Here is a 12,770-nt window from a genome sequence, read left to right as displayed (position 1 = left end):
CAAGTATCAAGTTCAAATGCGAGCTTAGATGCCTTTTGAGCTTGGAACTAAACCCAATTGAGAAATACTACTTTTTGTTTTATAATGGTTGCCATTATTTTAATTAATTGCTCAACTTCATTCAAGAGAAGCGGTATTTGGGCTTGAACTTGAACTTTCATTTCAACCTCACAAAACGGTCATCTATTTTCGGATTTAGCGTATCCACTTTGCCAAAATAGTCAATTAACATATTACGGATTTTGTAATCCGTTTCGAAGACTTCAAGAGCTTCTTTAAAGAATATCATATTATCTCCGCCCGAAACCAGATAATTGGATGTTGCGACATAATAGACACGGCTATCATCAATGGGTTTTCCTTGGATTGTGGCCGATTTAAGACTTCCGTTCCGGTTCAAAATAACCTGCATTCCGGAAATGGGATGTGCGCGTTTGGTTCGCACCAAATAGGAAACCAGACCATGGACCGAGGACCCTTTGAGTGCTACGACCGCAACTGTATTTTCAAAGGGCATTACTTCATAAGCATTCCTGGCTGATACCTTGCCCTTGGACAGGATAGACCGGATACCTCCATGATTGAACAAAACAAAATCGATATCCTTGCCAGTGCGTGATTCGAAAATGGGTTGGGTTTCAGATAGCATAATATCCGCCAACAAATTTCCGGCTGTAGTATTGTATTCGCCATCCCCTTTGGAAATTTTTTTCGGAGCATAGGCCAAGGTACTGTCCAACACTCGGTTCAGGCGTTTACTATATGGATGCAGAAAGGCCTCTACGGAATCTGAAGTAGCGAAGGAGCTATCAATCTGTACTTGACTCGCTACTATTTGAGATAGTTTAGGTTGCTTTTCATTGCAAGAAAACAAACAACCAATTGTTATGAATACAACAAAATGTTTAATTCTTAAAACCATAAACCTTTCTATCTTAGCAAATGGATATGCGTGGATATTCTTTACATTTGTAGAACCCCGTTTTTTTAAACCAAGGACTAGAACACCTACAAAATGTAAAAGTAAATGTTTAAGGGAATAAAAGATAAATTCAAGCATAAATCCGCCGTTAAATTCCTAAAGGAAGAAATGGACAAACCTGCACCGGTCGTAAATCGGAGCAGTGGCATCACCTCGGTAGGCTGTATCGTAGATTTAGATAAATTTGATAAGGCCGAGATGTTTTTTGAACTTGTAGAGGAGTATAAGCTAAGGCCCAATGCGGTAAAAATCATTGGATACAAAAGCTATTACGATAAAAATTCCCCCTATTCCACACCCGTTTTTTCGGATAAGGATTTGGGTTGGAACGGAAATATTGAAAACAGTTATGCCCTTGAATTTTTGAGCAGGGAATATGATTTATTGATTAATTATTTTGATGAAGAGAATTTGCTCATCCAGTTGATGAGTATAAAGACCAAGGCCCGTGTTAGGGTGGGATTTAAAACTGTAGATCAAAGTTTTAATGATATCATATTGAATTTACCCCTGAAGGATTTTAAGACTTTTAAGATGGAACTGAAAAAGTATTTGGGTGTACTTAACGAGATTTGATGATGGATAGTATAAAAGGTACTGGTGTTGCATTGGTGACCCCGTTTAATGAGGATTTTTCTATAGACACCAAAGCCCTGGAACGTATTGTTGACTACTGTGTCGATGGGGGAGTGGATTATTTGGTAGTGTTGGGTACTACCGGTGAATCCGTTACCTTGAACAAGGCCGAGAAACAAATAGTCATGGAGGCTGTTATTTCTGCAAATGCAGGTAGGCTACCCTTGGTTTTAGGTATCGGTGGAAATAGCACCTACCGGATCGTTGATGAGGTAAAGGCCTTTGAGTCGGATCATTTTGAAGCAATACTTTCAGTCTCCCCGTATTATAACAAACCTACCCAAGAAGGGATTTACCAGCACTTCAAATCCATTTCCGAGGTGACGAACAAGCCTATAATATTATATAATGTCCCGGGTAGAACGGGCAGTAATATGTTGCCAAGTACGGTGCTTAGGTTGGCCAATGATTTTGAAAATATTGTTGGTATTAAGGAGGCCTCTGGCGATATGATCCAGGTCATGGACATTATACGGAACAAGCCTAAGAATTTTATGGTGATATCTGGAGATGATATCACCGCATTGCCAACCGTATTGGCGGGAGGATCTGGAGTGATTTCTGTTTTAGGACAGGGTATCCCACGGGAATTCTCCAATATGATTCGCTTGGGTCTTGAAAACAGATCGGACGAGGCCTATGCGCTACATTACAAACTTCAAGAGGGAATGTCCCTTATTTTTCAGGAAGGCAACCCGGCGGGTATCAAGGCAGTTTTTGAGATATTAGGTTTGTGCGCCGCCACCGTCCGTCTACCACTTGTTGAGGCAACGCCACAATTAAAGCGAATTTTGAAGGATTTTGTCTTGCCTCTTAGCAGGGTCCATGCCTAAATCATTTGGATTCAGAACGTTAAATCTTAGCTAAAAATATAGAGAACATAAAACAAGGCGTTATTTTAGCGTTATATAATTTGTTTTTTATATCCATTGAGAATCCCTAATTTTGCAAAATGTTTTCGAAAATCGGTAGACTTTCCTGTTTTTTGATGGTAGCAAGTTTTGTATTTGCCCTTCAGTCCTGTAGTGAATATCAAAAAGTACTTAAAAACGAAGAAGTGAAGCCAAAGTATGATTTGGCCCAGAAGTACTATGAGGAGGAAGATTATAAACGCGCCAATCGTCTCTTCGAACAAATTGCACCCAAATATGTAGGAAAGCCACAGGGGGAACGGGTTCTGTTCTTTTTGGCGAATACCTATTTTCAACGAGAGGATTTTAACATGGCCGGCTACCAGTTTGAGCGGTTCATAAAATCCTACCCCAAAAGTGAAAAAGTTCCGGAGGCTTCTTTCTTGGGCGCCAAAAGCTATTATGAGCTATCTCCAGAATATTCCTTGGATCAGACGGACACGGACAAGGCTTTGGCAAAATTACAGACATTTATAAATGCCTATCCAGATTCTGAGTTTTTTGGACAGGCCAATGACATGGCCCAGGAACTTACTACGAAAAAGGAAAAAAAGGCTTTTGAGATTGCCAAGCAGTACAATAAATTGGGTCAATTTAACTATGACATGCTGAAGTCCGCTGTTGCCTCCTTGGACAATTTTGTTTCGGACTTTCCGGGTTCCATTTATCGTGAAGAGGCCTTTTATGTTAAGGTCGAAGCCACCACCAATTTGGCATTGAATAGCTTTGAATCCTTAAAATCTGAGCGATTGCAAACTGCGAAGGCGGCTTACAACGCGCTGAAAAAGCAATATCCGGAAACCAAATATGCAGAAAAAGCTGATGATCTTTTGGAGACCATAGAAAAGGAACTCAATAACAGTAGGCTAATAAATACAAGTAAGGAAGCTAAATAACATTATTCCAGATGAATATGAATGATTTAAAAAATTCGAAGGCTCCAGTCTCAACCATTACCATCAACAAGAACGAGTTTGATGAAAAAACAGATAACATTTATGAGGCTATTTCCATAACCGCCAAAAGAGCGGTGCAGATAAACTCTGAAATTAAAAAGGAACTGTTGGAAAAGCTGGAGGAATTCGCCACCTATAGTGATAGTTTGGAAGAGGTTTTTGAGAACAAGGAACAAATTGAGGTGTCCAAATTCTATGAGAAACTACCAAAACCACACGCTCTGGCCATAGACGAATGGCTACAGGATAAAATATATCATAGAAACACGGAGAAAGACGCTTAGACCATGCTGAGCGGCAAAAACATCCTCTTAGGTATTACCGGAGGGATTGCAGCTTATAAGACCACCTTTCTCGTCCGTTTATTGATTAAAGCTGGTGCTAATGTCAAAGTTGTTTTGACGGAGAGGGCCAGCTCTTTTGTTTCCCCCCTGACCTTGGCCACTCTTTCCAAGAATCCGGTATTGACCTCATTTGTTAAAGAGGAAGACCATACAACGGACTGGAACAATCATGTAGAACTTGGATTATGGGCAAACCTAGTGGTAGTAGCCCCGGCGACTGCCAATACCTTATCCAAAATGGCCAATGGTGTTTGCGACAACCTATTATTGGCGGTATATCTTTCCGCAAAATGTCCGGTTTTCTTCGCCCCGGCCATGGATTTGGATATGTACCAACATCCCACCACAAGGGCATCCTTCGATAAATTGCAATCTTTTGGCAATGTACTTATACCGGCCACTTCCGGAGAATTGGCCAGCGGACTGTACGGTGAAGGACGAATGGCAGAGCCGGAGAACATTCTTGCCTTTATACAGGAGCATCTGGTACAAGGATTACCGTTGCACAATAAAAAAGTACTAGTTACGGCAGGGCCCACATATGAGGCTATTGACCCTGTGCGGTTTATTGGAAACCATTCTTCTGGTCTTATGGGTTATGAAATTGCAAAGGCGGCCGCCAATCTGGGCGCCCAGGTAATTCTGATATCGGGACCTTCGCATTTAAGTATAAGCCATTCAGGGATAGATCTTCACAAGGTAGTCTCCGCGGAACAGATGTACGATGTGGCGCATTCCCATTACCCGGAAATGGACATTGTCATTTCTGCGGCAGCCGTATCTGACTATCGACCAAAAACAGTGGTCAAGCAAAAAATAAAAAAGAAAGAAAATGATCTGACCATTGAATTGGTCAAGAACAAGGATATTTTGTTGTCCTTGGGAGAACAAAAGCAAAAACAGTATTTGGTGGGATTTGCATTGGAGACCGAAAATGAAATTGAGAATGCAAAGAAAAAACTGAAAAAAAAGAATTTGGATGCCATAGTATTGAATTCCCTAAACGATTCCGGGGCCGGTTTTGGGAAACCGACCAATAAAATCACCTTTATAGACAAGAATTTAAACTTAACCGCGTTTGATGTAAAGGAGAAGTCGGAAGTGGCCTCAGACATCCTCAAAGAAATTATTAATAGGATCTATGCGTAATATTCTACTAGTTTTATTTTGTGTTGTATTTTTTTCAAGTGCAATGGCACAAGAGTTGACCTGTACGGTTACGGTTAACTCAGATCAGGTTTCGCAGACCAACCAGCAGATATTCAAGACTTTGGAGCGCTCGTTGAGCGATTTCATCAACAAAAACAAATGGACGAATAGGTCATATCAGGAAAACGAAAGGGTCAATGCCCAAATGTTCATCACGGTAACCAATTTTGAGAATAATCGATTTGAAGCCAATATACAGATTCAGTCCTCTCGTCCCGTATTCAACACCTCCTATGAAACACCGATCTTCAATTACAAGGATGATCAATTTAATTTTGAATATATCGAATTTCAACCCCTTGTATTCAACCAAAATGTATATGAGTCCAACTTGGTGAGTGTTATCTCGTATTACGTCTATATTATTTTAGGGTTGGATGCGGATACCTTCTCACTGGAGGGGGGAACTGAATACTACAGAACGGCCCAAGGTATTGTTACCCAGGCGCAAGGAAGTAATTCGGCAGGGTGGAGTCAATCCTCTAATCGTAGCCGTTTTGAACTTGTGGACAACCTGCTGTCCAACACGTATCGGGAATATCGTGTAGCGATGTACAACTATCACAGAAAGGGCCTGGATATTTTTGGCGATAATAACAGTACCGGGAAACAGGTTATCGCGGGCACCATGAATTTGTTCGAGACCATGGTAAAACGTAGACCCAACGCGTTTTTAATTCAGACTTTTTTTGATGCTAAATCCGAGGAAATTCAAAATATATTTTCCGATGGTCCAAAAGTGGATATCGTAAAGTTAAAGGAAACCCTTAACCGTATAGCTCCATTATATTCCAGTACTTGGAATGATATAAAATACTGATCCTTCCCATTTTTTCATCGGAATATCAATTATCTTTGCTGCACTAATAGACCAGTGCCTTGCTCAACAACCTTCTTATAAAAAATTACGCCCTTATAGATGATATAAACGTTTCCTTCACGCGAGGTTTCAGTTGTATTACCGGGGAAACCGGAGCAGGTAAATCCATTTTATTGGGTGGATTGTCCTTGGTCCTGGGTAAGCGCGCCGATCTTTCCTCTCTTAGGAACGAGGAAAAAAAATGTATCGTCGAGGCAGAATTTGAAATTGAGAAATACAATTTAAAAACACTTTTTGAGGAAAATGACCTGGACTATGAACCCAAGACTATTATACGTCGTGAGATCTTGCCCAGTGGCAAGTCCAGGGCCTTTATCAACGATACTCCGGTTACTTTGGGTATACTTTCCCGGTTGGGGGATCGCCTAATCGATGTACATTCGCAACATCAGACCTTACGCCTCACGGAAAACGATTTCCAGCTAAAGGTAATCGATGCCCTAGCAGACAACAAAAAAATCGTTTCCGAGTACTCCGATAAGTTGAGAGACTATCAAAATACTTCAAAAGAACTGGAACAGCTTTTAGAATTTCAGAAGAATGCCATAAAGGAACACGACTACAATAATTTTTTATTGCAGGAATTGGAAGCAGCGCCTTTAGAAACTGGAATACAGGAAAAGCTTGAAGAACAATACGAACAGTTGAGCAATGTGGAGACCATTTTGGAGCAACTCTCAAAGGGACATCAACTGTTGAACGATGAGCAGGTCGGGGTCATTAATCTGTTGTTGGAATTAAAACAAGTTTCTGGCAAGTTGTCAAGTTTTGGTAATCAATTTGGCAAATTGGACGAGCGGATACAATCCATATACTTAGAAATCGATGATCTCGGTTCCGAACTGGAATCCTATCTTGAGCAAGTAGAAGCCAATCCAAAATTGTTGGAAGAAACAAGTGCAAAGCTACAATTGCTATACGACCTTCAGAAAAAGCATGGAGCCCAAGACGTAACCGAGCTTTTGGTTATCAAATCGGAATTGGACCAAAAAGTATCGGCTACTGAAAATTTGGATGCTTCCATAGCAGAAAAAGAGGCACAATTGGAAGTTAAAAAAGAGGCTCTGGTACAAATTTCCGATACTTTGGGAAAACGTAGATTGAAAGTTCTCCCCGAATTAAAGCAGCAATTGGAAAAGAGTTTGGCTTCTTTGGGCATGCCTAGTGCAACCTTTAAATTGGAGATACAGGATTCGCAAAATTTTAAGGTCAATGGAAAGAACGACTTGGTTTTTCTTTTTTCGGCCAATGCGGGGACGGACTTCGGCGACTTGAAAAAAGTAGCTTCAGGCGGTGAACTTTCACGTATTATGTTGTCCATAAAGGCTGTTTTGGCGCAATACGAAAATTTGCCGACCATCATGTTCGATGAAATCGATACAGGGGTATCTGGGGAAATTTCCAATAAGATGGGGGATATTATGCAGGGCATGAGCAAAACTATGCAGGTCTTTTCAATTACGCATTTACCACAAGTAGCCTCAAAGGGCGACCATCATTTTAAGGTCTATAAAACCGAAGAAAATGGAACTACCCGTACCCAAATGAAAAAGTTGAATTTGGACGATAGGGTAGTGGAACTTGCTGAAATGTTAGGGGGGAAGGATTTAACGGATTCGGCCATGGCACATGCCAGGCAACTCTTAAATTAAAAATGGCAAGGTAGCGCATTTGAATTTGAATTTTTTCCATGTTTTCGCAAACGAAAGCCGTAGTTAATTTTAATATCTTTGCGCATCAACCTAAGAAACCGTATATATGGCTTATAACTTACTGAAAGGCAAAAAAGGAATTATTTTTGGCGCATTGGATGCCAATTCCATAGCATGGAAAACCGCACAACGGGTTCATGAGGAAGGCGGGACCTTTGTACTGACCAATGCACCTATTGCCATGCGAATGGGTCAAATTAAGGACTTGGCCCAAAGTACAGGCTCGGAAATAGTACCGGCCGATGCCACCAACGAGGATGATTTGAACAATTTGGTATCCAAGTCCATGGAAATCCTTGGCGGAAAATTGGATTTTGTACTGCATTCGATCGGGATGTCCGTTAATGTCCGTAAAGGCAGGCAGTATACAGATGAGAACTATGATTTTACCGCTAAGGGATGGGACGTTTCCGCACTTTCCTTTCACAAGGTGATGCAAAGCCTCTACAAGGCAGATGCTATGAATGAATGGGGGAGTGTTGTGGCATTGACCTATATTGCCGCACAACGGAGCTTTCCGGATTACAATGATATGGCGGATAACAAGGCCTATTTGGAATCTGTAGCCCGCAGCTTTGGATATTTTTTCGGGAAGGAGAAAAAAGTAAGGGTAAATACTATTTCCCAATCTCCCACGGCTACCACGGCAGGGCAAGGAATTAAAGGGTTTGACGGATTCATCAGTTATGCGGAAAAAATGTCTCCCTTGGGTAATGCTACTGCCGATGATTGTGCTGATTATACGGTATCGTTATTTTCCGATCTTACTAAAAAAGTGACCATGCAGAACCTCTTTCACGACGGGGGCTTTTCCCATACGGGCGTGAGTCAAGAAGTTGTTGATGCATTTTCAAAATAAAACATATAGTTCCTTTAAAAGCCGTGCACTTAGTGCATGGCTTTTGCTTTTTTAGAATTCCCATATGAACCTCTCATTTTCCTTTGTAATCCCCGTATATAATCGCCCGGACGAAATAAAGGAGCTATTGGAGAGTATGGCGCAACAGACCTATATCAAACCTTACGAAGTTGTAATTGTTGAAGACGGTTCCACAATGGACTCTAAAAGTGTAGTCTTGGAATTTAGTGACCGACTTACAATTTCCTATTTTGAAAAGGTCAATTCAGGACCTGGGGATTCTCGAAATTATGGCATGCGCAAAGCTAAAGGCGATTATTTCATAATACTGGACTCCGATTGTATTTTGCCGCAAGGGTATTTGGAGGAAGTTGAAAAATCACTTCGACGGGAGTTCGTGCATTGCTTCGGTGGACCCGATGCTGCCCATGAATCATTTAGTTTGGTGCAAAAAGCGATCAATTACGCCATGACCTCTATTTTAAGCACGGGAGGAATACGCGGCAACAAAAAGGGCCTGGGCAAATTTCAACCCAGAAGCTTTAACATGGGAATTTCCAAAAAAGCATTTGAGGATGTTGGGGGATTTGGCAATATCCATCCAGGAGAAGACCCCGATCTTACCATCCGTATTTGGGATAAGGGGTACAGGACAAAATTGATTCCGGAAGCTTATGTATACCACAAACGCCGAATTGATTGGAACAAATTTTATATACAGGTGAACAAGTTTGGAATGGTTCGCCCAATTTTAAACAAATGGCATCCCAAGACTGCAAAAATGACCTATTGGTTCCCCACTTTTTTTTGCTTGGGTTTGTTGATGTCTTTACTGTTAATAATGGTCGGATTATTTCTTCCCATCCTATGTTACGGTATTTATTTCCTACTACTCTTTTTTGATGCGTTGCTAAAAACGAAAAACTTGTCAGTGGCCTTTCTTTCCCTGTTGGCGGTGTGCATACAATTTTTCGGTTATGGGTACGGTTTTCTAAAGTCGACCATTTGGGTTAATTTTAGCAAACGGCAACCTTGGGAACTCTTCCCAAAACTGTTCTTTAAAACAGACTGATAAGGTGATAAACAAGATAAAGCGGAGCCTAAAGAAACGAAAGGTAAAAATATTCCTATTGTTTTTGCTTTGCTCAGGGTTGGCCTGGTTTATCAGTAATTTGTCCGAGGATTATGTGAGTAACGCGGTTTTTAATTTGGAATATGTGAAGGTGCCGGACAGCCTTTTGTTGGATAAGGCCTCTAAGAATATGGTAAACGTAAAATTGAGAGCGGTTGGATTCCAATTTCTCGGTTTCAATTTTAAGAATAAATCCGTAAAGATCGATTTATCCCAGATTGAAATGGCCCATTCTAAGTTTTATGTCCCACAAGAAGTTTATCGCAGGCAGATTGAAAGACAACTTTCCGGCTCAATGACCCTTCTGGAAATGGACAGGGATACTCTTTTCTTTGATTTCCTAAAACTTTCATCCAAGGAAGTTCCCGTAAGCCCCCAGATAAAGCTGGATTTTGTGCAGAACTATTTGTTGGATGGCGACCTTGAGATAAAGCCTGAAAAAATAACAATAACAGGACCCAAGGAGGAAATTGATACCATCCGAAGTGTCAAAAGCTCCAAATTACAATTGAGCGAACTTACTAGCGACTTCTCTAGAAAAATAATGATTATTAGGCCTCAGCAATTAAAGCATACCATGTTTTCTTCCGAATCTGTTTCCATAAAGGGTAAGGTTGCTCGTTTTTCCGAAAAAGTGATTCAAGTTCCTATAGAGGTGATAAACCTACCTGCAGGAACCCAGATCAGAACTTTCCCGGATAGCGTCTCCATTTTGTGCAAGGCCAAGATTAAGGAACTAAGGAATTTGGAAAAATCCAATTTTCAAGTTATAGCGGATTATGGGGTGGTAAAAGAAGATAACGCAAAAACACTTTCCCTGAAATTAGCGAAAAGTCCAAAGGACATCTACAGCGCCAATCTTTTGGAAGCCGAGGTGGAATTCATATTGAAACGGGAATGAGGATTATTGGTCTAACAGGTGGGATAGGAAGCGGTAAAAGTACCGTTTCCAGGATGTTCAAAGAGTTGGGGGCGCCCGTATACAATTCGGACGAACGGGCCAAAAAGTTGATGGTTTCCTCCAAAACGGCGAGGCAGAAGATAAGCGAATTATTGGGGGAGAAAGCCTATTCCAACAAGAAACTGAATCGTTCCTATATAGCGAAGAAGGTTTTTAGGGATGCGGAATTGCTAAAAAAACTCAACGAGATAGTCCACCCGTTAGTGAGAAAAAGTTTTAAGTCTTGGGCAAGCAGACAAAAATTCTGTTATGTTATCCAAGAAGCGGCTATTATATTTGAAAATGAAAACCAAGGTTTTTACGATAAAATTGTTTTGGTTACCGCTCCAGAGGAAGTGCGGATAGATAGGATTTTAAAACGGGATGGTTCCTCCCGTGAAAGAATATTGGAACGAATGGGTAATCAATGGCCCGATTCGAAAAAAATTCCACTTTCCGATTTCGTGATAAACAACGAAAATTTAGATGAAACGCGTTTAAAAGTTAGGGAAATACACAGCCTTCTCCTTGATAATAACTGATAGTTTGCCATTTTAACATTTTTGTTAAGGTTAGGTTAAACGTACAAAATACTAGTTGTTAAATATTTAATTTTACCCGAAGATGAATAAGAGATTGTTTGTTCTTTTGGTTATCCTAATGAGCCTATCTCTAATCGGGATAATCTTCGTTCAAGTATTTTGGATAAAAAAATCGGTAGAGGACAGGGAGGAACAATTCTCCAATACCATTGGTGAGATACTTAACAAGGTAACGGACAAAATAACCGAAAGGGAAACCAAGGATTATTTTGACAGGTACCTTAATCAGAAAGATAGTATTGGGGAGCTCCAAGGGTCTCACCTTAGAAACATTTTTTTTATTGACCGTGATATAAATTCCAATGAGATACTTTTTTACTCCCATGGTATCTTGGAAGAAGATTACGATATAGCATCTACGTTCTTTGACAATGGTAGCGGAAACGATACCACTACAATTAAAAGTTATACCAGCAAGCGGACAAAGACCATTTTCAAGGAGGATTTTGGTCTGGACGGGAAACAGTATAAGCTTAACCCTATACAAAAATTGCAAAAGATAGGAGGGCTTTCCTCTATTGAAAAGGCTCAATTTCAGGAAGTTTTCGGTGAGTTTGCAAAACAAGTGCCCATTCATAAAAGGGTTTCCAAACAGGAGATAGAACTGCTTTTAGATCGCGAACTAAGAAACCGCGGGATGGAAATTGTTTTCGAATATGGGGTGTACAGCAAGGGACTTCCTACTAAAGTAAAATCTAGAAAATTCAAATTTGAGGAGGGAAAATTTTACGAAGGTCCCATTTTTAAGGATAGCGAGGGCAATTCCAATTTTTCCCTTTTGATATCCTTTCCGAAAAAGAAGCGGTTTTTGGTGCAATCTGTTTTGGGAATGGCGGCTTTATCGCTTTTGTTCACCTTGGTTATTGTAGTGGCCTATTCAAGTGCAATATACCAACTCATTCGACAGAAGCAGATTTCCGAAATAAAATCGGATTTTATCAACAACATGACCCACGAGTTCAAGACGCCTATAGCTACCATAAATTTGGCCGTAGAGGCCATAAAAAACCCTAAGGCATTCAATGATAAGGAAAAGGTACAGCGATACCTGCAAATGATACGGGACGAGAATAAACGTATGCACGCCCAAGTGGAAAATGTACTTCGCATCTCCAAACTGGAAAAAAACCAATTGGATATCAGTAAGGACAGGGTTGATGTACACGACATAATCCAAAGGGCTATTGCACATGTGAAACTTATAGTCGCTGATCGTGGAGGATATATAAAGACCCACCTAGATGCCGACAGAACAGAGGTTTTAGCCAATGATGTGCACTTTACCAATGTAATAGTGAATATTTTGGACAATGCCATTAAATATTCACCCGAAGCACCGAAAATCGATGTGTATTCTGAAGTTGCCAAGAACTTCATTATAGTGAAAATTCAAGATCAAGGCGCGGGAATGGGCAAGGCGGTATTAAAAAAGGTTTTTGAGAAGTTTTATAGGGAACATACAGGAGACATACACAATATAAAAGGACATGGCTTGGGTCTAGCCTATGTAAAAAAAATAATTGAAGATCATCAAGGAGAGGTTTATGCAGAAAGTGAAAAAGAAAAAGGAAGCATTTTCTACATAAAACTACCTTTAATTTAACAAC

13 protein-coding genes are annotated in these 12,770 nt (G+C 40.5%); 12 read left to right on the top strand and 1 reads right to left on the bottom strand.

Annotated elements, in window-relative coordinates:
• Window positions 1-157: 157 nt before the first annotated feature.
• Window positions 158-922, bottom strand: a complete 765-nt coding sequence (locus D7Z94_RS11415) for a 5'-nucleotidase C-terminal domain-containing protein (protein ID WP_120711670.1) — start codon at window positions 920-922, stop codon at window positions 158-160.
• Window positions 923-1,027: 105 nt separating this feature from the next.
• Here D7Z94_RS11415 and D7Z94_RS11410 point away from each other — a divergent pair, with 105 nt between their 5' ends.
• The 12 genes from D7Z94_RS11410 (at window position 1,028) to D7Z94_RS11355 (ending at window position 12,766) form a co-directional block, all read left to right on the top strand.
• Complete coding sequence (locus D7Z94_RS11410; protein WP_120711669.1) at window positions 1,028-1,558, top strand: DUF6913 domain-containing protein; 531 nt, start codon at window positions 1,028-1,030, stop codon at window positions 1,556-1,558.
• Window positions 1,559-1,560: 2 nt separating this feature from the next.
• Window positions 1,561-2,451, top strand: a complete 891-nt coding sequence (dapA, locus tag D7Z94_RS11405; RefSeq protein ID WP_120712037.1) for a 4-hydroxy-tetrahydrodipicolinate synthase — start codon at window positions 1,561-1,563, stop codon at window positions 2,449-2,451.
• A gap of 119 nt (window positions 2,452-2,570) precedes the next feature.
• Entirely contained in the window at window positions 2,571-3,425 is an 855-nt protein-coding gene (locus D7Z94_RS11400) for an outer membrane protein assembly factor BamD (RefSeq protein ID WP_120711668.1), read from the top strand.
• Window positions 3,426-3,436: 11 nt separating this feature from the next.
• Complete coding sequence (locus D7Z94_RS11395; RefSeq protein WP_211341777.1) at window positions 3,437-3,769, top strand: DNA-directed RNA polymerase subunit omega; 333 nt, start codon at window positions 3,437-3,439, stop codon at window positions 3,767-3,769.
• Window positions 3,770-3,772: 3 nt separating this feature from the next.
• Complete coding sequence (gene coaBC / locus D7Z94_RS11390) at window positions 3,773-4,978, top strand: bifunctional phosphopantothenoylcysteine decarboxylase/phosphopantothenate--cysteine ligase CoaBC (protein WP_120711667.1); 1,206 nt, start codon at window positions 3,773-3,775, stop codon at window positions 4,976-4,978.
• On the top strand, window positions 4,971-5,858 hold the full coding sequence (gene porD, locus D7Z94_RS11385; protein WP_120711666.1) for a type IX secretion system protein PorD: 888 nt from the start codon (window positions 4,971-4,973) through the stop codon (window positions 5,856-5,858). The genes coaBC and porD overlap by 8 nt, the downstream gene beginning before the upstream one ends.
• 59 nt (window positions 5,859-5,917) lie before the next feature.
• Window positions 5,918-7,570 carry a DNA repair protein RecN gene (gene recN, locus D7Z94_RS11380; RefSeq protein WP_120711665.1) on the top strand — a complete coding sequence of 551 codons (1,653 nt, stop codon included), beginning with the start codon at window positions 5,918-5,920 and terminating at the stop codon, window positions 7,568-7,570.
• A 106-nt stretch (window positions 7,571-7,676) separates the two neighbouring features.
• Window positions 7,677-8,489, top strand: coding sequence for an enoyl-ACP reductase FabI (locus tag D7Z94_RS11375; RefSeq protein WP_120711664.1), 813 nt, complete (start codon window positions 7,677-7,679; stop codon window positions 8,487-8,489).
• A 64-nt stretch (window positions 8,490-8,553) separates the two neighbouring features.
• Entirely contained in the window at window positions 8,554-9,561 is a 1,008-nt protein-coding gene (locus D7Z94_RS11370) for a glycosyltransferase (protein WP_120711663.1), read from the top strand.
• 4 nt (window positions 9,562-9,565) lie between these two features.
• On the top strand, window positions 9,566-10,522 hold the full coding sequence (locus D7Z94_RS11365) for a CdaR family protein (RefSeq protein ID WP_120711662.1): 957 nt from the start codon (window positions 9,566-9,568) through the stop codon (window positions 10,520-10,522).
• A complete protein-coding gene (gene coaE, locus D7Z94_RS11360) occupies window positions 10,519-11,103 on the top strand; it encodes a dephospho-CoA kinase (RefSeq protein WP_120711661.1) in 585 nt (194 codons plus the stop codon). The genes D7Z94_RS11365 and coaE overlap by 4 nt, the downstream gene beginning before the upstream one ends.
• An 82-nt stretch (window positions 11,104-11,185) precedes the next feature.
• Window positions 11,186-12,766, top strand: coding sequence for a sensor histidine kinase (locus tag D7Z94_RS11355; RefSeq protein WP_120711660.1), 1,581 nt, complete (start codon window positions 11,186-11,188; stop codon window positions 12,764-12,766).
• Window positions 12,767-12,770 lie beyond the last annotated feature (4 nt).

The sequence above is a fragment of the Ulvibacterium marinum genome, from assembly GCF_003626755.1.
Taxonomy (GTDB): Bacteria; Bacteroidota; Bacteroidia; order Flavobacteriales; family Flavobacteriaceae; genus Ulvibacterium; species Ulvibacterium marinum.
The sequence above is the reverse complement of the archived record's forward strand: the minus strand, read 5'-3'. Positions and strand labels throughout refer to the sequence as shown.

Excerpts from the sequence above, each read along its gene's own strand:
- D7Z94_RS11415 (WP_120711670.1), bottom strand. The coding sequence starts at position 922 with ATGGTTTTAAGAATTAAACATTTTGTTGTATTCATAACAATTGGTTGT.
- D7Z94_RS11410 (WP_120711669.1), top strand. The coding sequence starts at position 1,028 with ATGTTTAAGGGAATAAAAGATAAATTCAAGCATAAATCCGCCGTTAAA.
- dapA (WP_120712037.1), top strand. The coding sequence starts at position 1,561 with ATGGATAGTATAAAAGGTACTGGTGTTGCATTGGTGACCCCGTTTAAT.
- D7Z94_RS11400 (WP_120711668.1), top strand. The coding sequence starts at position 2,571 with ATGTTTTCGAAAATCGGTAGACTTTCCTGTTTTTTGATGGTAGCAAGT.
- D7Z94_RS11395 (WP_211341777.1), top strand. The coding sequence starts at position 3,437 with ATGAATATGAATGATTTAAAAAATTCGAAGGCTCCAGTCTCAACCATT.
- coaBC (WP_120711667.1), top strand. The coding sequence starts at position 3,773 with ATGCTGAGCGGCAAAAACATCCTCTTAGGTATTACCGGAGGGATTGCA.
- porD (WP_120711666.1), top strand. The coding sequence starts at position 4,971 with ATGCGTAATATTCTACTAGTTTTATTTTGTGTTGTATTTTTTTCAAGT.
- D7Z94_RS11375 (WP_120711664.1), top strand. The coding sequence starts at position 7,677 with ATGGCTTATAACTTACTGAAAGGCAAAAAAGGAATTATTTTTGGCGCA.
- D7Z94_RS11370 (WP_120711663.1), top strand. The coding sequence starts at position 8,554 with ATGAACCTCTCATTTTCCTTTGTAATCCCCGTATATAATCGCCCGGAC.
- coaE (WP_120711661.1), top strand. The coding sequence starts at position 10,519 with ATGAGGATTATTGGTCTAACAGGTGGGATAGGAAGCGGTAAAAGTACC.
- D7Z94_RS11355 (WP_120711660.1), top strand. The coding sequence starts at position 11,186 with ATGAATAAGAGATTGTTTGTTCTTTTGGTTATCCTAATGAGCCTATCT.